The 22,766-nt window shown below is 30.8% G+C and carries 25 protein-coding genes and 1 pseudogene; 10 read left to right on the forward strand and 16 right to left on the reverse strand.

All coding sequences use genetic code 11. The annotated features are described in order from the left end of the window. Positions 1-12: 12 nt before the first annotated feature. From JCM14209_RS10525 to JCM14209_RS09685, 4 genes and pseudogenes are all read right to left on the reverse strand, one after another. The gene (locus tag JCM14209_RS10525) at positions 13-702 is read right to left on the reverse strand and encodes an OB-fold nucleic acid binding domain-containing protein (RefSeq protein ID WP_369384383.1); all 690 of its coding nucleotides are present in this window, start codon (positions 700-702) and stop codon (positions 13-15) included. An 80-nt stretch (positions 703-782) separates the two neighbouring features. Then, a pseudogene (locus tag JCM14209_RS09130) lies at positions 783-3,269 on the reverse strand (helix-hairpin-helix domain-containing protein); the annotation flags it as partial. Between the two features lie 170 nt (positions 3,270-3,439). Then, complete coding sequence (locus JCM14209_RS05180; protein ID WP_025022499.1) at positions 3,440-4,588, reverse strand: site-specific integrase; 1,149 nt, start codon at positions 4,586-4,588, stop codon at positions 3,440-3,442. Positions 4,589-4,658: 70 nt separating this feature from the next. After that, a complete protein-coding gene (locus JCM14209_RS09685) occupies positions 4,659-5,492 on the reverse strand; it encodes a helix-turn-helix domain-containing protein (RefSeq protein WP_025022500.1) in 834 nt (277 codons plus the stop codon). Positions 5,493-5,646: 154 nt separating this feature from the next. On the opposite strand from JCM14209_RS09685, the gene JCM14209_RS09890 reads away from it, so the two are divergent. From JCM14209_RS09890 to JCM14209_RS09895, 9 genes are all read left to right on the forward strand, one after another. Then, positions 5,647-5,820 (forward strand): helix-turn-helix domain-containing protein, encoded by a 174-nt coding sequence (locus JCM14209_RS09890; RefSeq protein WP_081774065.1) that lies wholly within the window; start codon positions 5,647-5,649, stop codon positions 5,818-5,820. 50 nt (positions 5,821-5,870) lie between these two features. Further along, a complete protein-coding gene (locus JCM14209_RS05195; protein ID WP_025022501.1) occupies positions 5,871-6,104 on the forward strand; it encodes a hypothetical protein in 234 nt (77 codons plus the stop codon). A gap of 144 nt (positions 6,105-6,248) precedes the next feature. Further along, positions 6,249-6,506 (forward strand): hypothetical protein, encoded by a 258-nt coding sequence (locus JCM14209_RS05200; RefSeq protein WP_025022502.1) that lies wholly within the window; start codon positions 6,249-6,251, stop codon positions 6,504-6,506. Continuing rightward, complete coding sequence (locus JCM14209_RS05205) at positions 6,503-6,838, forward strand: hypothetical protein (RefSeq protein ID WP_025022503.1); 336 nt, start codon at positions 6,503-6,505, stop codon at positions 6,836-6,838. The genes JCM14209_RS05200 and JCM14209_RS05205 overlap by 4 nt, the downstream gene beginning before the upstream one ends. A 1-nt stretch (position 6,839) precedes the next feature. Further along, positions 6,840-7,145 carry a hypothetical protein gene (locus tag JCM14209_RS09140; RefSeq protein ID WP_025022504.1) on the forward strand — a complete coding sequence of 102 codons (306 nt, stop codon included), beginning with the start codon at positions 6,840-6,842 and terminating at the stop codon, positions 7,143-7,145. Between the two features lie 130 nt (positions 7,146-7,275). Beyond that, positions 7,276-8,070 (forward strand): bifunctional DNA primase/polymerase, encoded by a 795-nt coding sequence (locus JCM14209_RS05215; RefSeq protein ID WP_025022505.1) that lies wholly within the window; start codon positions 7,276-7,278, stop codon positions 8,068-8,070. Continuing rightward, complete coding sequence (locus JCM14209_RS09145; protein WP_025022506.1) at positions 8,063-9,397, forward strand: virulence-associated E family protein; 1,335 nt, start codon at positions 8,063-8,065, stop codon at positions 9,395-9,397. Before JCM14209_RS05215 ends, JCM14209_RS09145 begins: the two co-directional genes overlap by 8 nt. A gap of 519 nt (positions 9,398-9,916) precedes the next feature. After that, a complete protein-coding gene (locus JCM14209_RS05225) occupies positions 9,917-10,348 on the forward strand; it encodes an ArpU family phage packaging/lysis transcriptional regulator (RefSeq protein WP_025022507.1) in 432 nt (143 codons plus the stop codon). Between the two features lie 1,877 nt (positions 10,349-12,225). Beyond that, positions 12,226-12,402 carry a YjzD family protein gene (locus tag JCM14209_RS09895; RefSeq protein ID WP_025022508.1) on the forward strand — a complete coding sequence of 59 codons (177 nt, stop codon included), beginning with the start codon at positions 12,226-12,228 and terminating at the stop codon, positions 12,400-12,402. A 198-nt stretch (positions 12,403-12,600) separates the two neighbouring features. On the opposite strand, the gene pepT is transcribed toward JCM14209_RS09895, so the two are convergent. From pepT to rpsU, 7 genes are all read right to left on the reverse strand, one after another. Continuing rightward, the gene (pepT, locus tag JCM14209_RS05235) at positions 12,601-13,839 is read right to left on the reverse strand and encodes a peptidase T (protein ID WP_025022509.1); all 1,239 of its coding nucleotides are present in this window, start codon (positions 13,837-13,839) and stop codon (positions 12,601-12,603) included. A gap of 11 nt (positions 13,840-13,850) precedes the next feature. Further along, positions 13,851-14,663 carry a Nif3-like dinuclear metal center hexameric protein gene (locus JCM14209_RS05240; RefSeq protein WP_025022510.1) on the reverse strand — a complete coding sequence of 271 codons (813 nt, stop codon included), beginning with the start codon at positions 14,661-14,663 and terminating at the stop codon, positions 13,851-13,853. Beyond that, positions 14,656-15,354 carry a tRNA (adenine(22)-N(1))-methyltransferase gene (locus JCM14209_RS05245; RefSeq protein WP_025022511.1) on the reverse strand — a complete coding sequence of 233 codons (699 nt, stop codon included), beginning with the start codon at positions 15,352-15,354 and terminating at the stop codon, positions 14,656-14,658. The genes JCM14209_RS05240 and JCM14209_RS05245 overlap by 8 nt, the downstream gene beginning before the upstream one ends. A 25-nt stretch (positions 15,355-15,379) precedes the next feature. Continuing rightward, on the reverse strand, positions 15,380-16,375 hold the full coding sequence (locus tag JCM14209_RS05250; protein ID WP_025022512.1) for a hypothetical protein: 996 nt from the start codon (positions 16,373-16,375) through the stop codon (positions 15,380-15,382). Between the two features lie 73 nt (positions 16,376-16,448). Then, entirely contained in the window at positions 16,449-16,886 is a 438-nt protein-coding gene (locus tag JCM14209_RS09150) for a hypothetical protein (protein WP_035519991.1), read from the reverse strand. 98 nt (positions 16,887-16,984) lie between these two features. Continuing rightward, positions 16,985-17,674 (reverse strand): phosphatase PAP2 family protein, encoded by a 690-nt coding sequence (locus tag JCM14209_RS05260; protein ID WP_025022513.1) that lies wholly within the window; start codon positions 17,672-17,674, stop codon positions 16,985-16,987. A gap of 317 nt (positions 17,675-17,991) precedes the next feature. Further along, positions 17,992-18,177 carry a 30S ribosomal protein S21 gene (gene rpsU / locus JCM14209_RS05265; RefSeq protein ID WP_003694124.1) on the reverse strand — a complete coding sequence of 62 codons (186 nt, stop codon included), beginning with the start codon at positions 18,175-18,177 and terminating at the stop codon, positions 17,992-17,994. Between the two features lie 212 nt (positions 18,178-18,389). Here rpsU and JCM14209_RS05270 point away from each other — a divergent pair, with 212 nt between their 5' ends. Then, positions 18,390-19,202: a pyruvate, water dikinase regulatory protein gene (locus JCM14209_RS05270; RefSeq protein WP_025022514.1), complete on the forward strand. Its 813-nt coding sequence runs from the start codon at positions 18,390-18,392 to the stop codon at positions 19,200-19,202. Between the two features lie 73 nt (positions 19,203-19,275). Here JCM14209_RS05270 and JCM14209_RS10030 read toward each other — a convergent pair whose 3' ends face one another. The 5 genes from JCM14209_RS10030 to JCM14209_RS05295 all read right to left on the reverse strand — a co-directional run. Continuing rightward, positions 19,276-19,452 carry a hypothetical protein gene (locus JCM14209_RS10030; RefSeq protein ID WP_155830680.1) on the reverse strand — a complete coding sequence of 59 codons (177 nt, stop codon included), beginning with the start codon at positions 19,450-19,452 and terminating at the stop codon, positions 19,276-19,278. Between the two features lie 199 nt (positions 19,453-19,651). Then, on the reverse strand, positions 19,652-20,608 hold the full coding sequence (locus tag JCM14209_RS05280) for a glycosyltransferase family 2 protein (protein ID WP_025022515.1): 957 nt from the start codon (positions 20,606-20,608) through the stop codon (positions 19,652-19,654). Between the two features lie 109 nt (positions 20,609-20,717). Next, positions 20,718-21,590, reverse strand: a complete 873-nt coding sequence (locus JCM14209_RS05285) for a YitT family protein (protein ID WP_025022516.1) — start codon at positions 21,588-21,590, stop codon at positions 20,718-20,720. 6 nt (positions 21,591-21,596) lie between these two features. Next, positions 21,597-22,118: a peptide-methionine (S)-S-oxide reductase MsrA gene (gene msrA / locus JCM14209_RS05290; protein ID WP_025022517.1), complete on the reverse strand. Its 522-nt coding sequence runs from the start codon at positions 22,116-22,118 to the stop codon at positions 21,597-21,599. 11 nt (positions 22,119-22,129) lie between these two features. Continuing rightward, on the reverse strand, positions 22,130-22,766 hold a 637-nt coding region (locus JCM14209_RS05295; RefSeq protein WP_025022518.1), incomplete at its 5' end, for a DnaD domain-containing protein.

Raw genomic sequence — 22,766 nt, forward strand, 5'->3', positions numbered from 1 at the left:
ATATTATCAATGCTATTTAACAATAAGATTTTGACTACCTAGCAATTTGTTCAAAGATGCTTGTAAGACAGCATTATCATTTACCCAATATTTGGCTGAAAGTTTTTTATTTTGTCCGGTTTTCATGTCATACATGATAACTGGACAATTCCCTGGATTTTCTTTTAAAAGTTGCAAGATTTTCTTTTTTTCTGGAATATCCACGTCTGGTTGCAATCTAATATAGTATGTCTTTTGAATATACTCTTGTGCCAATTTACAATCATTTACGATCACAGTTTTACCCCGACTAAAATCTAATTGACCACTTAAAATGATAATGTTTCCTTCAGATAATTTAGAGGAAACTTTCTTAAAAACATCGGGGAAAATTGTTAGGTTAATTGAGTCAGTATAATCATCCCCAACACAAAAGGCCATTTGCGTTCCCTTTTTAGTCCGGATAATTCTAATACTTTTGATTCTGAGCATTAAATTTACCTTACTTTTATCTGTAAAATCATTTACCTGACTGACGTTAAGCAAATTAAGCTGGTTAAATAAATTTGCATATTTTTCCGTAGGATGTTTTGACAAGTACATCCCAAGATAATAATTTTCTTTTTCTAAGCATTCTTCATCAGTTACGATAATTTCATTACTTTTATTAGTCTTAGGTTGTAAAATATCTAACAATTCCTGATTTTTTCCAATTAGGTTCATGTTATTGATTAAACCTGGTAATTGGGAAATAGCTTTTTTTCTATCTTGAGCTATCGAATCAAAGGCACCGCTAAATATTAAGGCTTCAAGATACTCTTGTTTAATATATTTTTGTGGTATACGCACAATAAAATCATTTAAAGAATTAAATTTTCCATTCTTTCTGCGCTCTTCAAAGATGATTTTGATAAAATCTCTTCTTAATGATTTGATCGCTGATAAGCCAAACATTATTCCTTTTTTCCAAATACTAAAGTAACCTCTACCGTAATTTATGTCAGGACCATAAACAGATATTTGTCTATGCTTGGCCTCTGTAATAAATTCTTTAATCTTATTAGTATTTCCTAAGTTAGAATTTAGCACAGAAATATAAAAAGCTGCTGGATAATGTACCTTTATATATGCAAGTTCAAAAGACATCTTTGAATAAGCCAACGCGTGCGATTTGTTAAAACCGTAATCTCCAAATTCAGCGATGTATGAATAAACTTTCTCAGCTACTTGTTCTGAGTACCCTTTCTTTTTGGCCCCTTGGATAAATTTTAACTTCATCCCAGTAATTAATTCATGATTCTTTTTACTCATAGCACGTCTTAATAAATCGGCTTCTCCTAAAGTGAATCCACCCATTTTGATGCAACTTGCATAACCTGTTCTTGATAAACCATTACCCCGTAGGTTGATTTTAATATTTCTTCCAATTCAGGAGCAGGATAAATAATAGATTGAGAATTATTTTTTCGAGTAATAAAAACCGGAATATTTTTTTGAGGACCAGGACGATATAGCGCATTTACAGCAACCACGTCATCAAACGAAGTCGGGTGTACATTTTTTAAAACGTTTTTAATACCACCGGATTCAAATTGAAAGACCCCATTTGTTAATGCCTCTTGATATAGTTTTAGAGTTTTTGGATCATTTAAATCTATTTGAGAAATATCCACCGATTCCTTATAGTTATTGGCGATTATTTTTAGTGCATTTTCTAAAATAGTTAAATTTTTCAACCCTAAAAAATCCATCTTTAACAAGCCAACCTGTTCAACTTCATTTTTCGCAAATTGACTTAATAATATGCCATCGCTTCCTAATTGTACTGGAATGTGATCGATCAAATCATCATCGCTTAATAAGATTCCCGCAGCATGCGTTGAATAATGTCGCGGAAGACCTTCTAAAGTTGAGGATACTTCAAATATTATGCGATTTTTTTCATCATCATTTACCAAATTTCTCAAACTTAAGCTTTGCTCAAAGGCATCTTTTAAATTATCAACTTTAATATTTGAAAGGACCACATTCCAATTTTTTAGTTCCGCATCAGTTAAACCAAACACACGACTAACATCGCGAAGAACCTGTTTCATTTTGAGAGTTCCGAATGTTATGATTTGCGAAACATGATTATGCCCATATTTATCATGTAGATATTTAATAATCTGATCACGCTTTAAATCTGGAATATCTAAATCAATGTCTGGCATCTGTGCTCTTTGATCATTTAAAAACCTTTCAAAAATCAAGTCGTATTTAATCGGATCAACATCAGTGATATATAAACAATATGATACTAAAGAACCTGCTGCTGATCCTCGCCCAGGCCCAATTAAAATATCATGATTATGGGCATAGTTAGTTACATCCCAAACAATTAAGAAATAATCAGCAAAACCCATATTAAAAATTACTGCTAGTTCAGCATTAAGCCTATCTACGTAATTTTGATATTCAGCTGACGTTTGTGAAATTCTTTGGTTTAAACCTTCAAAGCACAATCTCTTTAAATATTCCTCTGAAGAGAGATTATCACCATTTTGATATTTTGGTAATTGTGTAGGCGGAAATTCTAAAATTAATGAACATTCGTTAAGGAGGTTACAAGCATTTTGATACGCCGAATAAAATTCACTTTCGGGCTGAATTTCATATTCTTCAAGTGTTTTCAAATAGTTTTTCCCGGGCTTGGTATAATCTCTGAAAGACGTTAATTTTGTACCTATCCCAATATATTCTAAAATCTTTGTTGCAAATGCATCATAGGGATTTAGATAATTAATTGGAGTTAAAAGGATATTTTTAAAAGTAGAACCAAATTTATCTTTAATGCCTTGATAAAGATTTAATTCTTCACTGGGGTCAATCCCTAAATAGGCGTTGTTATTTTGCAAGGTAGCAATTAGTTGTTGACTAGCATATAACATTCCAATCGTTGGTTTTATTATAATAACTAAATCATTTAATTCAGCGTGATAATTTTCAAGGGTAAAATCATCTTCAATCATTCTGTTAGAAGAAATCCGCAACAAACTTTTATATCCTTGGTAATTTTTCGCTAATAAAACAAATTCAAAATCTTGATATTTTAAAGTCAAACCAATAATCGGATTAATATTTCGTTTAATACATTCTTGGTAGAATTCAATTGCTCCATACATCGTATTAATGTCCGTTAATACTAAATCTGTATATCCTAGCTCTTGGCCTCTTTTTACATATTCTTTAATACGAACCGAACTTTTTAATAAACTATATGAACTAAATACCTGTAGAGGTGCAAACATGAAAAGATTCCTCCTTTCTTGGATTTTTTTCTTTATTATACTATGAATTTTGATTGATTAAAAATTAGATAAACTTTTCTACAAAAAAGATTACTAATCTCCTCAAATCTTTATTTACAAAGCTTTACAGGGTGTTAGTGTTTTTTTAGGGTCTCTCTTAGGGTCTCTTTTTATCCTAAATTCAAGTATTTAGCAAATTCATCCCCCGTTTTATCTTCAGTTTGAACAACGTGAGTATATATATTTAAAGTGGTATTTATATTAGAATGCCCTAACCTTTTTTGTACTTGTTTTACATTCATCCCACTATCAAATAATAAACTAGCGTGTGTGTGTCGGAAGCCGTGGGGAGTTATTGCATATAAATCAGATTTCTTTGCTAGCTTTTTGATAATATGATTAATTAAAGTACCGTTTAAAATTGTATTTTTACGATTGCTAAAAACTAACTGCTTGCCTGTATTGACGTTAAACCCTAAAGCAAACATTATTTTACGTTGTTCTATTTGCCACTTTTTAAGCGAGATTAAAGTTTCCTGATCTACATTAATCACTCTATTACTTGCCTTAGTTTTAGGGGTCTGTATTGTATAACCTTTATTAGTTTTAGCTACTGTTTTGCTAACGCTAATTGTATTATTGGTAAAATCTACATCATCCCACGTTAAAGCTAAAGCCTCTCCCTTTCTCATACCTGTATAAGCTAGAAGCCGTACTAAGTTATAGTACTTCTCATTATATTTTTTAGCGGTATCTAAAAACGTTTTTAATTCATCCCTATTATAAAAATTTTCATGTTCTACACGTTCGATACTTTGTTTTTGCTTAGGGATGACAACGTATAAAACGGGGTTGCTTTCAATTATTCCTGAACGGATAGCATAATTGAATATTCTTTTTACTATTTGCATAGCGTATATAGTCCCTGTTGGAGTGGTCTTAAAAGTCCTGTTAATAAAATCTTGGCAGTGAACTAATTTAATCTTGTCTATTCTCATATCCTTAAAGTAGGGATGAATGTAATTATTAATATACATAAGATTATTATCGTATGTTGAAGCTTTAACAGTTGTCTTATATACTGCTAACCATTCATTCATTACATCCTCAAATTTCATTGATTTAACCTTATTAAAGTAAATACCTTGACTTACTTCATACTCAATCTTTAGCAACTCTTTTTTAGCTTCCTGAATGGTCTTGAATGAAGCACGCTTAATATATTTCTTTTTGCCAGTCAATTCATCAATACCGGCGTAAAATCTAAATCTGTATAATGTATTTCCTTTTTTGTCTTTGTATTCATTAATCTTTGTCATTTCTATCTTTCCTTTGCTATGGTTTTGCTACCACGCTTACATAACAACAGGAAAAAAGATAATTCATGTTTTATTTATTCTTATTAGTTAGATCCTTATAATCTTCTAACATACCAATGTTTTTAAAGGATATTTCTTTTATAGTTTCATTATCTACATTATCTGAATAATTGACATCTATGCTATTAAAAAGTTTTAATACATCTTTTATAGTTTTGTCTATTTCATTTGTGTATAAATCTTTAACTTTTAAGATATCCATATAATCATTCAACACGTAAGTATATAATTCTTTCTTAGTCAATAACTCACTTTTCTTTTTCACGTTATCTAAAATAAATTTTTCATATTTTTGAGAATCAACCTCATCTATTTCAAAATCTATTGTATTCATTTCTTTATCACTTAATTTTTCATCATAACATTCTTTTAATAAGATATCTTTTTTTTGTATAGAAGATAAAAATAAATAATCACTACATAATGGTACATTGTAAATTAGATATTCTTTTATAGAACGTAGTAATTTATTTTCTGTTTCAATTTTATTATGTATATCCTCATTTTTTATTTTATGTTGTACTGCAATTATAGCATTGCCTAGTTTTTTTAAATAATCTTGTTCAAGTCCTAGTTTTTTTAATACTTTTTCTCTAAAACTTTCGTCAAAATAAAAAGAAGAAGCAAAAAAATCTAAAAAGGATCTCTTAGATAGCCCCCGCCCCTGTAAATAAGCGATAGGGACGTTAAAAAAATCTGATAACCTCATTAAATTTTCTATTTTTGGAACTCTATAATTTTTTTCGTAACTATTCAATGTTGATATAGCTATATAGGTTTTGGCACTAACCTCTTTTAGTGTTAGCTTTTGTTCGCTTCGCAAATCTCTAATACGATTATCCATAAAATACCACCTCTCTTTCAAAATTATAGCATAACATTTTTCTTCACTTTTGTAGAAAATATTAAAATTTACACAAAAGTATAATTATTGTTGATTTTTTTACACAAATGTATAATAATATTAGTTACACAAATGTAGAAAGGGGGGTGATAGTATGAAGTACTACACGTTGAAAGAAGCCTGTAATATTTTAGGCTTTAAGTCTTATAAATCACTGAATGAATATATAAAAAAAGGCTTGCCTGTTGTTATTGTTGGTAAAAGTAAAAGAATAGATGAACAAGATTTACAGGAATTCATGAATAAGAATAAACAAGTTTTAAAGTAAAACAAGTGCTACCACGCTTACATTACAACAGGAAAAGAGGACAAAAAATAATGAATGAATTAGAAATGATTGATTTTATTACTAAAGAGATTGAAGATTTACAAACTATTGAACATTACTTAATGCAAGAAATTGCAAGCGTTGAAGTTGCCAGTAACGATAAGGAATTTAATACAAAAATGAATATCGACCGTCTTTATTTCTTAAATAACTGTTTAAGTAATGAGATTAAGGAAATGAAGAGATTCCTCAAAGAAAAAAAAGTTAATTTTGAAGTTGAATAAGATTAGATGATAGGAGTTAAACAATGGATAAAGACAATAATTTATTAGATTTAACAGGCTTAAGGGATGAAATACCCTAAAATAATTAAGATTGAATAGCTAAGTGGCAAAAAGAAATTAAATGTTTAACAGGAAGTAATGAATATGAATATGAAAATGGAAATAGACGGTATCGTAACTAATATTGAAAAGAAATTACAAGCAAGAAGCTTAAAAATAAAAATTATAGGAGGAAATTTAGAGGGATATGGGTATTATATTTCAGATATTAATACTGTTGTTTATAATGAGAATTTAATAGGAAAGGATGAACAAGCAAATTACGATTATTTAAATGATCTATTAAATTCTTTGCATAAATACATAATTAAATATAGCCCCACCCCTAAAAAAATATTATGAAAAAAGAACAAAAACTACTTAACAACTTACCCGTGGATAATCTAAGTAAGATTATTTACGATTTAATACGTTCAGGGAGAAGAGAAAAGCCTGTAAGTACTGAACACTTAATGAAAGTTACTAACTTAAGTAGGCGAGAATTAAGACGGAAAATCACTAATTTAATCTTTAATAACAACGTCCCTATTGGAACAAGCCGTAGAAGAGGCGGTTATTACATTATCAGGGATGACGAGGACTTAAGAGAGACTGTAATGCCTCTTCAATCTCAAATAAACGAGGAATTAAGACGGATAAACAGAATAAAAGATAATTATAAGGGGGATGAATAAAATGGATATTCCAGTAATTCAAGTGCATTTAACAGACGAACAATACAAGCAAGTAAAAGATGAACTAACTAAGTCATTAAAGATTGAGGCAATTCAAGAGATTGTTAAAAATGAGTTGGAAGCGGACAAGTTAAAAGCCCCCTACCTCAATAAAACGGACTTTGCTAAATGGTGCGGTTATTCAGTGAATACAATTAACCTATTCATTAAACAAGGCTTACCTGTTGCAAAAGTAGGAACAGTAAAAGCGATTGGAAAAGAAAGTTTTCTTAAATTCATGCAAGAAAGAGAGCAAGTAAAATTATGATCTATGATAAAAAAGTAAATAAAAAAACGTGATATTATATCACGCTTAAAACAAATAATTTATGGGTAGCGTTTAAAGGCAAATTAACGTCTACCCTATTTTTATAAGCACCTAGAAAGGAGATACTTACATGAATATATTACAGGAAATTTTAAAAATAGCAAATCAAGGAATTTATATATTTCCTTTGCAATCAGGAAGCAAAAAACAGTTTAAAAACATTGATTATACTAAAGCAACAACGGATGAAGATACTATTAAATCATGGTTTAGCTGTTATCCTAATATGAATGTTGGAATTAATCTAAAAAAGAGTAATCTTATTTGCTTTGATATTGATGAACATAAAAATACCCCTCTATTATCCACGCTAAACGATTTAAAACAACGTGGGTATGATTTATTTAAAGAGCCTGTAAGAATTGAGACGACTCAAAATAACGGCATTCACGTATATTTCAGATTAAAACAAGATAAGGGACAGAAATTAACAAATAAGATTAACTTTATTGATAATGTAGATATTCTAACTGATAAAGTCGTTAGCTATCCAAGTGCAAACTATAAACTGGTAAAAGAAGTTGATTTTAAAAGCCTCCCTATTGCTCCTACTTGGATGATTAACCACGCTAACAATCGAACGCTTGCACTGAGGGCGCCTCACAGCACTAACGAATTAACTAAAACGGGTAAATGGTTAGAATTTATTAAAAAAGGAGCATTACAAGGAGAAAGAAACAACTTTTTAACTGCAGTTGTCGGTTGGTTGTTCTATCACTTATCAGATCCTTACACGGTGGAATACTGGAGCAACTTAATAAATGATAATTGCATAACTCCCCCACTCCCTCAAAATGAGGTAAACAGTATTATTAAATCAATTTACAGAAAAGAAAAAATGAAAAGGAGTAAGGTTAATGAATAATATTAATTTTGATGAAATTGACAAAGAAATTACAGGGATGAAATTAACAAAGAATTTAAACGGTACAATTAAAAAGAACTCAATTAAAAACATTGTAACCTTGCTTAATTTATACGATGAAACAAGAAATAAATTTATTCTTAATGAATTCACTGGAAACATTGAAGTAACGGATAACATCCCTGATCTATACATCACTAAAGGTTTAATCACTAATAGAGTAATCAATAGTTTAGCTAGTTTCTTAGAGAAGCAAACAGACGTACTTTTCAAGGATGAACTAATCTACAAAGCCCTGTTAGATATTACAAACAAACATAAATACGACCCCGTTAAAAACAGAATAGAAGCGGTTGAATGGGATAAACAAGAACGAGTAGCAAAGTACTTTATCGACCACTTAGGAGCTGAAAACAACGACTATATCAAGCAAGTAACTGTTACATGGTTTAAAGGGATGATAGCAAGAATATATGAACAAGAGGTTAAGTTTGAGGTTGTCCCTATCCTAACAGGCAAGCAAGGAATAGGAAAAAGCACTGCTATTTCTAGGTTAATGCCTGATTACTTTGTAGATGATTTAGGAAGCTTAGGAACAAACAAAGACGATTTACTCAAACTTGAGAATGCTTGTATTGTTGAATTGGCCGAATTAAGTGCATTGACAAATACACAACTAGAAAAAACAAAATCATTTATATCTCAAACAAAGGATAATTACAGACGACCTTATCAAAGCTTAAACGAGGTACATTATAGAAATTGTGTATTTATTGGAACAACAAATAGTACTGATTTTCTAAAGGATAAGACAGGAAACCGCCGTTTTTATCCGATTGAATGCAACAAGGATAATATTACATCCCCTATTTTTAACGTTCATGAAGAAGAAATTTTACAGGTCTTAGCTGAAAGCAAAGTACTATATGAACAAGATAAAACATTATACTTAAGCCCTGAAATTATGAAACAAGCTGAATTAGAACAAGAGAAATATAAAGAAGAGGATCCCTTACAAGATTTAATTACTGAATATCTTAATATGCCTGTTCCTCCTAACTGGGATGATTTAACCATAACATCTAAGAAAGAATACTATAACAACCGTAAACAAGGGATAACAACGGACGACAGAAATAAAATTAATTTTGTTGCAACGGATGAATTGTTAGAGATTGTTTTAGGGATGAATGAAAAGGAAAAAGCAACAACAGGAAAGAGAAGTGCTAGAAGAATTAAACTTATTATGCAGTCGTTAAATTGGAAGCATTGCAGAAGAGGAAAAAATAAAATTTCAGGATATAAAGGGACAGTTAAGGACAGTTAGGGGACAATTAGAATTTTTGTAACTGTCCCTCTTAAACGTTGATATATTAAGAGAAGTACAGTTAGGACAGTTAGGACAGTTAAAAAATATAACATTAGTAAAAAGAGTATGGATATATATATATATTATAGTTTGCTGATTTTAACTGTCTAATAGTCCACCCCCTTTTAATCGTTGATATACAAACATTTAAGGAGGACCATTAGAATTTTTGTAACTGTACTCTAACTGTACACTTTGTATTTTAATTGTCCCATATACAATCATTAGGAGGGTATAAATTCAATTAACCAACCTAACCAACCTAAAATATAATATAAATAATAAGAGTATATCTATATATAATATATATATAGTGAGTACTTAATTTTAGTGGTTATGTTGGTTAAACATCCTTTAAACGTTGATATAATAACGTTTATCCCTAACCGTCCTACTGGTTAATGTTGGTTAGTTATTAGGTTTATTGGTTATCATCTACCAATAAAGAGCGTACTAAATATAGAAAAGAGGTTTAAAATGCAGTATAGAACGTCTATTTTTGATAATTTAGAAATTGATAAATCAAAGACAAAGAAGAATGTTAAACGGTTTTTCATGAATGATTACATACGACTGATAGAAAAGGTTAAGTATGCAGATATTCAGAATATAAGTTATGGAATAGAAAAAGTTAATACTAGCAAGATAAATACAACTGAAAGAAATATGATTGATCTAACCAATGCTAAATATTATTTGAAAATTATTGATAAGATTATAGAAAGCATGGATATAACAGAAAGAGAAATTATTAAGTTACATTTAATCAAAGGGATAAGCATAACTAAACTTCAAAGCAAATTACCATATAGCGAATCTGCATTATATGTTAGATATGATAGAGCATGTATTAATTTTGCTAAAACCCTAATGAATGTAACGGATATAGATTTACTGGTAACTAAATAACATTAAAGCACACTGAGTTTAAAACTTGGTAAACCTTAGCAAAGGTTAGATAACTGAATAAGATTAGTGAGGGTCTGTTTTAGATCCTCATTTTTATTTGCTGAGAATGAAAATGGGCGCCCTATTTTGAGGCTCCCTTTATATTATTATTTATATTATTATCCTTTACTATTGCGTGGATACCCTCTCCATTTTTGCGTGGATAGGAGAACCAGTACCCTGATTCAAGGGGTTGGTATTGAATCAGGCTTTAGTACGAATCGCCCTAAGCCTTATAGGACAAGGTTTATTACTTATCAAAACTTAGTGAAACATACTAAAAGCGCCTATCTATTAGGCTTTCGGTACTTTTGCGTAAAGCCTAATAGCTTTTAAATGAGACGTCAATTAGTGGCATATTATTCAGGTATTAAAAACTGGCAGAACAAAACGTTCAGTTAGGTTGTCGCCACAAGTGTCGATGAAAAAATAACCTAATACACCGTTTTAGTGCATTAGGGGCATATTTGCCAGTATATAAAAACCAGTGCCCTAATTCAGGGCCCCCTTTCGACAGATATGTCGATAAACAGTTTAAACACCCCTTTACAGTTATTAGTTTATATCTTTATTCTTTCGTAGCCAAAAGTGGCAACGGGTTTAAACAACTCTTTACAGTTATTAGTTTATATCTAGGTTTTACAAATATTGTCATTATTAAGGGTATTAAGCTTGTTTCATCCCTCTTAAATCAATTCTTGCAATGCTTCCAGTATGATTAATTGTAAAACGGGAGTAACGATCCGTTCCCCCCTTAAAAGATTGTAAAAATTAAGTGGCGCCAAGGGTGGCGCTATACCACCCCCTAAACTATGGGGGCATTCTTCCATGGAGTCCTAAAATGGGACTGCATATATACCCCTATTCAAGCCGTTATATTCAACATAGAGCATTTTTAGGTGTGTCATGGATGACAGTACCTCTTGAGCTTTAAAATGCAGTGATGACTTGTTTATTTATCTTAGGTTAAAAGAATGATATGCAAGGTATACCGTCGTATTTTGCGACGGTATTAAATTCTTTTTCCCCTCTTTTACATAATTTAATGAGTATTTAGGGTTGTCCATAACTGGACAATCGTTTTTTCTCCTTTTGTGGAGAATTTAATATTTATCCGTGCCCAAAAGTGGGCATGAAAAATTTTTTCTCCTTTTGTGGTAGATTTAATAACTCAATAACAAAACGTTATCAAGTTTAGGACGGGGTGGCAATATACCACCCCCTATCAAACAGTTAAGAGTATAAAGGTGTTTCCATTTTAGAAACCCCTAGGATACCACCCCCTATCAGATAGTTAAGATGATATTTTAGCTGAGGTCGCAAATTACGACCCCAGTTATCGTTCAGAACGACAGTGAAACTGTTGGTTAGTTAAGTGATGATAATTTAGCTGAAGTACCAAATCAGTACCCCAGTTTTTTATTTAGATCAGGGATGAATGTATTTAATCATATTGGCAAATAAAAAGAGCACCCCACTAGAAAGTGGAATGCTTAGAAAAGATATATTATAAGATTAATGAATAACTATATTATATCATATTCACTAGGTTATTAAAAAACCCCTACTACAAATAAGCAAGGGTTTAAACTGTATTTCTGTTGTTGTGTAAACGTGGTAGCTTAGGGAGTCGTAAATTGCTACCCCCAGTTAATTCAGGTACTCTTTAGGGTCTCTTTAGGGTCTCCCTTAATTGCTTGTTTATGATAATTTACTAGTTACTGTTTCTTGTAAATGCTTGAATTATAACGTTATATTTTTTTTATGCTTATTTATGATAACTACTATATATTTTCTACAAAAATGTGATAGAATAAAGGCACTGAGAGGTGTTAAGAATGTTAAAACAACTTAATACAATTTTATGGGCTTTTATTTATGGCGAAGTAGCTGGATACATTGCAGGTGCTCTTTCTGGAGCAGAGTTCAACTGGGTAACTAGTGGGATTATTTGCGGTGTTGTTGGTATTGTTGCCATTAACATTTTAGACCACTTTGTTGGCTCAAACCGCTAAAAGCTTAATAGTATTTAATTAGAGATAGAAATCAGCTGGTTTCTATCTTTTTTATTTATTTATTTATAAGTGACTAAAAATCTTCTCAAAAAAACGTTAGAATCCACGTTGATTAAACGGTGATTTCTAACGTTTTTTGAGAAGATTTTTAATATGACTTATTTCCCATATTATTTTTTTGTAGTTATTAAACAATTATTATTTAGCTGTTAATTCAATGATTTTCAAAATAACATCAACTGCTTTTTGCATTGTTTGGATTGAAACATATTCAAATCTAGCATGCATGTTTTCGCCACCTGCAAAAATATTTGGTGTAGGTAATCCCATAAATGAAATTTTTGATCCATCAGTTCCACCACGAACAGGATAAATAACAGGTTTAATATCTAATTCTTCCATTGCTTGCTTAGCTAATTCCACAGAAGTCATATCTTTTTGTAAAACTTCTGCCATATTGTAGTATTGATCTTTTAACTCAATTAAGACACGCTTTTCGCCTAATTGAGCGTTCATTTCATCTGCAATTTTTTGCATTAAAGCTTTACGACTTTCAAATTTTTCGCGATCATGGTCACGAATAATGTATGTTGTATGAGCTTCATCAACCGTACCATCAAATTTAAATAAATGATAGAAGCCTTGACGACCTTCTGTTTTTTCTGGAACTTCATCTTGTGGCAATGAATTTTGGTAATCCGTAGCCAATTGAATTGCATTTATCATAATACCTTTAGCAGTTGCTGTATGAACATCTTTACCTTTAAATGTCAATTTAACTTGAGCTGCGTTAAATGTTTCATATTCTAGTTCTCCTAATGGACCCCCATCAACTGTATAGGCAAAATCAGCTCCAAAATCTTTAACGTCAAAATTATCAGCACCTGTCCCTATTTCTTCATCCGGTCCAAATCCAACTTTGATTTCACCGTGTTTAATTTCAGGATGATCAATTAGAAATTCTAGCGCAGCCATAATTTCTGCTACCCCAGCTTTATCGTCAGCTCCCAATAATGTTGAACCATCAGTTGTAATCAAATCATGTCCACGATAGTTTTTTAAATTTGGAAAATCTTTTGGACTTAATACGTATTCCTTATTTTCATCTAAATAAATATCAGAAACACCATCATATTTTTCAACAATTTTTGGATTAACATTTTTAGCATTAAAATCTGCTGTATCAACATGGGCGATAAAACCTACTTTGGATACATCTTGATTGTCATTGTTTGATGGTAATGTAGCATATACATAGCCACTTGGTTCTGAAATGTGGACGTTCACAAGTCCTAATTCTTTTAATTCATTTGCTAATTCAGCAATAAATTCTTTTTGGTTGGCAGTTGAAGGGATTGTTTGTGAATCCTCATTTGATCTAGTTTCTGTCTTTACATATTTTAAAAATCTTGTAACTAAGTTTTGATATTTTTCCATCTAAATCACTCCTAAATATATTGATATGGATCTGTATTAACTTCAGATTTTAAAATTTGAACATCCCATTGTTCTTCGCTAACCCATTTTTCAAATAAATCAGCGAGCTTACTAATACAGATTTCTTCAACATGATGTCCTACATCAACCGCGGTCAAACCACTTGCTACAATGTCATGACCAGTATGATAGCTAATATCTCCTGTTACATATGCATCGGCGCCTTTTCTAAGGGCATCCGTGTAGAAACGGCCACCACTTCCGCCTAAAATAGCGACTTTTTTAATGTTCTTATCCGAAGCAGCAGTTATTAGTCTAGCGCCTTTTAAATTAAATACCTTCTTGCAATATTTCGCAAATTCTAAGGCTGACATTTCTTCTTTTAAAATTCCAACTCTACCCATTCCGTAAGTTTCTTTAGAATTTGGATATTGTTGTTTGGGTAATAATGGTTCAGTATTAATTAACTGTAATTTATCAGCTAACCAATCATTCATTCCCCCGTTAGCATTATCCAAATTAGTGTGCGCCCCGTAAACAGTAATATTGTTCTTCAAAATTTCTGCATACATTTTATTTTGCGGATTATTTAAATCAAATTTCTTAACAGGAACAAACATTGCTGGATGATGAGCAAAAATAAAGTCACAATTTTTTTCAATGGCTTCTTGAACTGTTTCAGGTCTGACATCTAAAGTTACAAGGATACGCTTAGTCTGCTCATCCATATTTCCCAATTGAAGTCCGATTGGATCACCATTTTCGGCGATTTGGGATGGAGCGAATCCTTCGAATTTAGTGATAATTTCTTTAATTTTAGTCATTTAATGCACCTTCTATTAATGATTGTAAATTATCTAGTTCAGCAATTTTTTGTTCGGGAACTTGTTTGGCTTGTTTTAATTGAACTCTAACTTTGTTAATCTTTTCTAATTCTTTGTGCCATTTTTTACGAAAAACATCATTTTTATTTTCTAGTAAATACTTTCCAAATAATAACTCAGCTTCTGATAAATTAGTTTGTTCTGAAGTATATTCAGCAACCATAATTTCATAAATGTGCTTATCTTCTTCTAAGATGTCTTCATCAATTATTTTGTAATGATTTTCTTGTAACCAAACTCGCACATCTTTTTCACCAACATTAGGTTGTAAAATCAATCGTGGTTTATTTTCTAATTTTTCTTTACCGCTATTCAAAATATCACGAATTAATGGCCCTCCCATACCACAAATAGTAACAACGTTAATATTGTCTTCAAGATTAACTGCTTTTAAGCCGTCAGCTAAGCGAACATCAATAACATGTGCTAACCCTTCTTTTTCAACTTCTTGTTTGGCATTTAAAAAAGGTCCTTTTACTACTTCTCCAGCGATTGCAAAATCAATTTGTTGCTGCTTTGCTAAATAAACAGGTAGATACGCATGATCTGAGCCAATATCCGCCATTCTGGCCCCTTTATTAACATATGTTGCAACTTTTTCTAGTCGCTTAGATAATTTATTTCCATCCATAAAAATGTTCTCCTAATTGTTAAAATTAATCTTGTAAATCTCGGAATTGTAATTTAACGTATTCGCATGCATCATAGTTTACGGAACTAACCAACTGGGCTGTACTTTCACTAATCACTTTTTCTTTTACTAATATATCGCTATATAATATATCAAAAGTCATTGCAATTATATCAGCAACATCTTCATTAAAGCCTTCCACTCTTTCAGAATAAGCAATCATAAAGTCACTTATATACCCTAATTCCGTAACAACCGTAGCGTTTACTTCGTTAAGTAAAAATTCATCAAGGTAAGTTTTTACAATAAATTCCATTAATGAGCTTACTTCAGCATTAACTTTAAGTGATTTTAATTTCTTACGGAATTTACGTAAAATACGGCTATTAACCACATTGATTTTAGTAACAGCACGAATGTGTGTGTCGTGATCTAACGAGCGCAAATTATCAATCTCACTATATAATTCATTCATGTGATTGTTAATGTCTAGTGGTCTATCAAATTTTTGCGGTAATTCTTGGTACATATCTTCTTTAAAGTTTTTAATTCCAACAACACTACCAGTGTAATTACACATTGATGCTAAATCGATTAAGGAATCTTTTATTTTCATTTGATAAGATAATGCTTTTAGTTGTAAACCAAATTTTTGAACTAAGTGGTAACATTCATCTACAAAATCAACAATTGTTTGTCGTATTTCAATGTTTCTTCCTTGAGTTCCTCCCTCATCAATTTTTAATTGTTCGATATAAACATCAACATATATTTTACTTACTCCGCAAACGAGCAATGTTTTCTTTAATTGTTTCAAAAATTCTGTTCGGAAAGAGTTATTTTCATTAATATTATTCTTATCAACTAAAACTAGTAACATATTAGATTCGTTGATACAAAAATATATACTTTTTTCATTAACCTTTTTTTCAAAAACAGACCATGTATATAAACTTGATTCTATTCCGTTATTATTTTGGTACTCTAAGGTATCAACATCTGGAGCTATATTAAATATCATACAATTCTCCCTTTTATATTAATTATTATTGTTAATTATACATGATAAACACCAAATTTTTCTATTAATTCTGTCACAATAAGTGCATGTGTTTTTTTCTATATCTCAAAATAGCCTTTTCCACGTCTTTTATTCCCCATTCTATTACTGGAGTCACTTCATACTTTATTTTTATTTGTTCTTTTTCAAGAATGGTAGATAAGATTGCTGTAACTTGAACCCAAATTTCAGCTGCACTATCAAAAATAAATTCACCAACAAATGAAATTTCGTCTACTTCATTTAATCCGTAGGTTACTTCAACGTTTGTCGATGTATATTGACTAGATTTATTTTCTGAGCGGTATTTTTGTCCCAAACATTCAGCCATTAGTCTTTGTTTGCCGTTTTCAGAAATAGTAGCAACATTCAAAATATTAATAATCACATATAACTGATTCTTTATTTGATAAACATCACCAATATTAATTGGAAGATTCGTATCTTTTTTAATTCTAATTTTTTCAATCATTTTCCTAAACCTTTGTTAAGATTTTCATATCTTATTGTAACACTTGAAATCTCAAGAAATAAATAAGAGGTTGAGAAATTATCCCAACCTCTTATTTATTATGATATCTTTCGAAATATTTGTACCCAGACAAGTAGATTTAAGAAAATCCAAGTAAATGCAAGCGACACACCGCCAATTACATCTCCAATATAATGAGCTCCGAAATATAGTCGTGAAAATAAAATGCAGCCCCAGATTAAAATTAATAAGTAACGTATTAATTCTTTTACTAGACCTCTTTTGATTAAAGGTAATATAACAATAATTACACTCCAAATAAGCAAAGTACTAGCTAATGCGTGTCCACTTGGAAAAGAAAATCCATCATCAGCCACTAAGTGATGTAATGGTCGTGGACGTTGTACGATTTTTTTCAAAATAATTCCGATAACTCCACCACTAGCTACGATATATACCATCCAAAAAGCTTGTAAGTACTTTTTGAAATAAATTAATCCGATTGCTAAAATAACAGCGAAAATAGCCATTGGTTTAGTATCAAAAAATTTAGCTGCAATTGTCATCATATCGTTTAAAAAACCTTCACCCAAGGTCATCATTGGATGTCCATATTTACCTGAGAACCATCCAGTAATTGATTTTTCAAAATTTTGAAATGATCTAATCTTAAAAATTTCCATTAACAATATAAAAACCAAAATTACAAACGAAGAAATAAACGCTTTTCGATGCCAATTCTTGTTTGGAAATTCTTCAAAATCTAAAATTTTTTCAATAATATTCATCTTCAATACCCCAAAGTATGTAAATTAACTTGATATATACAGAAAAACCACTACGAATTTAATTCATAGTGGTTGAAAACAGTTTAACTTAAATCAAACTTAATTTCTCAAAGCTAAACTTTAAATTAAGTACCATTCGACTATTTTATAGGTATCATAACCTCAAACAGTTTCATTACGTCCGGTAAATCTTGAACATTATCAAGGAATCCCTTACGTTGCTTCAACTCGTAGAATCGAACAGAAACTTCATCATAGATATACTGCTTATCTATTAACCAGATTCTAATGAATCATTTATTATGTTGTTTCTATGATTAGAAACGACGCTTGTTCTTACGTTTACGAGCAGCTTCAGACTTCTTCTTACGCTTTACACTTGGCTTTTCGTAGAATTCGCGTTTACGGTATTCTTGTAAAGTACCTGTTTTTGAAACGGAACGTTTGAAGCGACGAAGAGCGTCATCAAGAGATTCGTTTTTACGAACGACTGTTTTTGACATACTGTTTCCCTCCCTCCGTGCTTTAATGTAACCGTCTAAAATAGCAATTTTTTACGTATTTCAACAGTTCTTTTTTATTATAACGAATGCCTTTTACATCGTCAATAAAATTTAGAAACTTTTCTGTAAATATCTAACTCTTTATAGACACATTACTTTAAAAACCATATAATATATAGTGTAAAACGCTTACTTTCAGGAGGGGATTCTCTATGAATAATGAAAAAATTAATATCTACATCATTTCAGATTCGCTGGGGGAAACTGGATTTAGTTTATTAACAGCGGGAACTGTTCAATTTCCAAAAAGTCAATTTAATATTAGTCGTTTCCCATTAGTTAAAACAGAATCATTATTAAATGGTATTTTGAACAAAGCTAAAAAAGATAATGCAATTATTCTACATACTTTAGTAAATCCCGAATTATCAAATTTAGTTAATAGTTTTTGTAAAGAAAATAACCTACAAGTTTTTGATGCATTAACTGATCTTGTAACTATTTTACAAAATCGAACAAAAGAAACACCTCTTTATGCATCTGGATTGAAGCACAATATGAATACAGATTATTTCAAACGAATTGAAGCGCTTGAATTCGCTGTTACCTATGATGATGGAAAAGATCCATCTGGATTTTTAAAAGCTGACATTGTATTATTGGGTGTTTCTAGAACTTCTAAAACGCCCCTTTCCTTATATCTTGCAAATCAAGGATATAAAGTCGCTAATCTACCACTTGTACCTAAAGCACAAATTCCTGATGAAATTTACAAGGTTGACAAAAATAAGATTTTTGGGTTAACAAATGATCCCGAAGTTTTAAATAATATTCGTCGCCAAAGAATGATTGCTTATGGCCTCAATCCTGATACAACATATTCAAACGTTGATAACATCAATGAAGAACTTGAATTTGCTAGAAACCTCTATAAAAAATTAGGGTGTCTTCAAATAAACGTTGCTAAGAAATCTATTGAAGAAACTGCCACTATTATTATTGAATCATTAGGATTAAATGCCTAAATAAAAAAGCTAAAAAGTTTCGTATTTTGATACGATTCTTCTTAGCTTTTTTATTTCGTAACGATCAAATAGATTAATCATCATTAACTTTAATGGTTAAATATACGTTAATTAAGTCTAAAATTCCGATGAAAATTAGTATCGCATCAAGAATTGGCAGCTTACTTTTCAAGAAAAATAAGTCACTTAATGCTAAACCAAAGCAAAAAATTGCGACCCAAAAATTAAATTGACTAAATATTTTTTTCAACCTGGTCATCTCCTATTTCTGCGACGATTAATCTTAAAAGATTCATTTAGAGTAACTAATCCTAAAATTAACCAAAAAATACTAGCTATAAAAGCTTCAAATTCAGCTACAAATAAACATAACAGCGCGCATAAAAAGAATACAAGCGCACACCAAAAACTAACTTCTTCAAATATTGTCCGTCTATTCATTTTTTCTCCTATAACTTGATTAAATACATAATCTTATACATCATTGGATTCATAATCTTTAAATATATATTTACAAATCCTTTATTTTTTAAATATGAATTTTTCTTCCAATGTTTAAAATGTTCATTGATAAAAGTTTTAGTTCTATTTAAGAGTAATATACGTAATTGACGCTTCCTCTGAACCAAAACCTTTCGTATTAAAACATTACATAATAAATTTCGTACTGTTCGATACTCAATTTCTTCAAAATATTCATCATATAAATTACGCTTTTGATAATACTCAATAATATTCTCATAGATGCTGAAGATATCGGCTACCTTAGTTGATTCACTATATGAAATTGATGTTTTGCGTTGAACATAGTGAACTTCTACTTTGGTATCAAAACCAATTTCATCAACATTTTTTAAATGAGATACAATCTTAAAAAAGAATTCTTGATCCTCATATAATCTGCCAACCGGAAATAAAACCCCGATTTCTTTTAGCCAGTTAGTTTGATAGATTTTATTCCAAGCAACAACTCGGCCATGAACTAAATATTCTTTGATGGAATTGATTTGGTGACCAATATCCATTCTTTTTTTATGCGGAAATTCCCAAACAAAGTTAGCTTCTACGATTTTTTTTTGACCGTGGTTACTTAAATTATATAAGCGTTCAAACATTGTAGGTTCAACAAAATCATCAGAATCTATAAATGCCACATACTCGCCTGTAACGTACGTTAAACCATAATTTCTTGCATCAGAAAGCCCACCATTTTGCTTATCATAAAGAGTGATATTATCATATTTTCGTGCAAATTCAGCTGCTATTTCACGAGACGAATCTGTACTTCCATCATTAATTAGAATGATTTCGAGTTCTTTTAAAGTTTGAGCAGTCAGACTTAACAAGCATTTTCTAAGATATTTTTCAACATTATAAATCGGTACAATAACACTAATTTTTTTCATTTTTTATTTTCTCACCTCAATTCTCTTTTAAACTTTATCAACTAATATTTTAACAGATATCCCAAAAAGAGGGGAAGAAAATCAAATGTTCTTCCCCTCTTTGTCTGAATTAGATAGTTGGTTCGTAAAATCTCCCCATAATATGTACATTTTCTGAAATACTTACAAATGCTTTAGGATCTGCTTCATTCATTGCCTCTTTTAATTCAGGCATTTCAAATCTTGAAATAACTGTTATTAAAACCGTTTTTTTATCATGCTGATATGCGCCTTCAGCATCATGGATAATTGTAATTCCCCTGCGCATATGCTTTTGAACCGAGAAAATAACCTCATCAGGATTGCTAGTAATAATAATAACTTGCATTTTTTGTTGACGTGTAAATACGAGATCCATAATCCGCGCATTTACAAAAATGCTAAGGGCTGAATAAAATGCATGTGGCCATCCAAAAACAAATCCCGCTGCAATCACAATAAATATGTTAAAAATAATATTTACCGTTCCTACTGATTTACCAGTTCTCTTTCGAACTGTTAAGCCAATAATATCTAAACCACCTGTTGAAATTCCATATTTAAGCGCCAATCCTGTACCAAAACCATTTACTACACCACCAAAAATCGCACAAATAATTGGATCAGTAGTTAAAGTAACGGGATGTATTGCTTTAATCATAATACTTGAAAAAACAACCGCCATAAAAGTAAATATTGTAAATTTATGACTAATTTGAAACCAAGCTAATATGAATAATGGAATATTAAATAAAAGTATCAATATCGCTGGAGACATTGAAAATGGCGTGTTATGCAACAAAGTAGCTGTTAATTGTGATAACCCAGTAATTCCTGATGAATAAATTTTCCCCGGTTCCCAAAAGAAATTCATCGCTATCGAAACTAAGATACCATAAAAGAAGGCTGTTGATGCTTTAGCTAAATATTCGTGTCTCTTCCAAACTCGTTGTAATTCATCCATAACTATTTACTTCCAGTACTTATCCTTAAATTGATTGCGTCCACTAGCTTCTTCTTGTTCGAAACGTTCTGGATTCTTCTTGTAAAAATCTTGATGATATTCTTCAGCTTCGTAAAATGGTTGAACATCTTCAATTTTTGTGACAATTGGTTCATCAAATAGTCCACTTTGTTCTAACTTTTCTTTTGATTTCTGCGCAATTTCTCGTTGATATTCATCTTTCACAAAAATTACTGGACGATAATTATCTCCTCGATCTTGAAATTGACCCATTGCGTCAGTTGGATCTGTTTGACGCCAGTATATCTCAACTAATTCTTCATATGAAACAACTTTTGGATCAAATGTTATCTTAACAGCTTCTGTATGTCCAGTAGTATGATCCTTAACTTCTTCGTATGTTGGGTTAACAGTATGGCCACCAGTATACCCTGATCTAACACTTATAATTCCAGGAAATGTATCAAATGGTTTTACCATGCACCAAAAGCAGCCCCCTGCAAAAATTGCGGTCTCTTCTTTTTTCATTATCTTTCACCTCATTTATTACTCCATTTTGTTAATGGAATTTTAGGTTTTGTTGTATTCTCTTTAATTCTATCAGAAAATCCAGATTTTGCTTTATTTTTTGTAAATTGTTTTTGCTTTTTTTCCTTGACAGATTTAATATCTTTAATGCCTTCTTTTTCCCATGAAACTAATATTCTACCAATATAATTCAAATTTGGCACTTGACTTAAAACAGCTTCGCGCAATGCAGCACGAACGATTTCATAATCATATTTATCTTCGGTAATCCAATCATGAATTGTTTGAATCTGCATTGGCGTAAGGGGCCCGTTCATTTCATCTTCAAAATCCTTGTAAAGTTGGGTTAATTGTCTATCAACGGCGAATAAATCATTTTTATTTATTTCTTGGCGTAATAACTCTTTTAACTTTTCATGTAACAAACTAAAGTCATATCGATCTTCACGTAAATTATTAGCACCAGTTACAACGTTGATTTTTAAGAGTTTTTTTTCCATTAGATTATGCACTGCTAGGGAAACATCTTCAACTTTTTTTCCTAGTCCTTGGGCAATATCATTTATATCTGGAAATAAAATCCCCTGTTGAATTTTATTATTTAAAAAGATATATATAATAAATTCTTCATCCGTCATCCCTAATTTA

Source organism: Ligilactobacillus hayakitensis DSM 18933 = JCM 14209, assembly GCF_000615845.1.
Classification (GTDB): Bacteria; Bacillota; Bacilli; order Lactobacillales; family Lactobacillaceae; genus Ligilactobacillus; species Ligilactobacillus hayakitensis.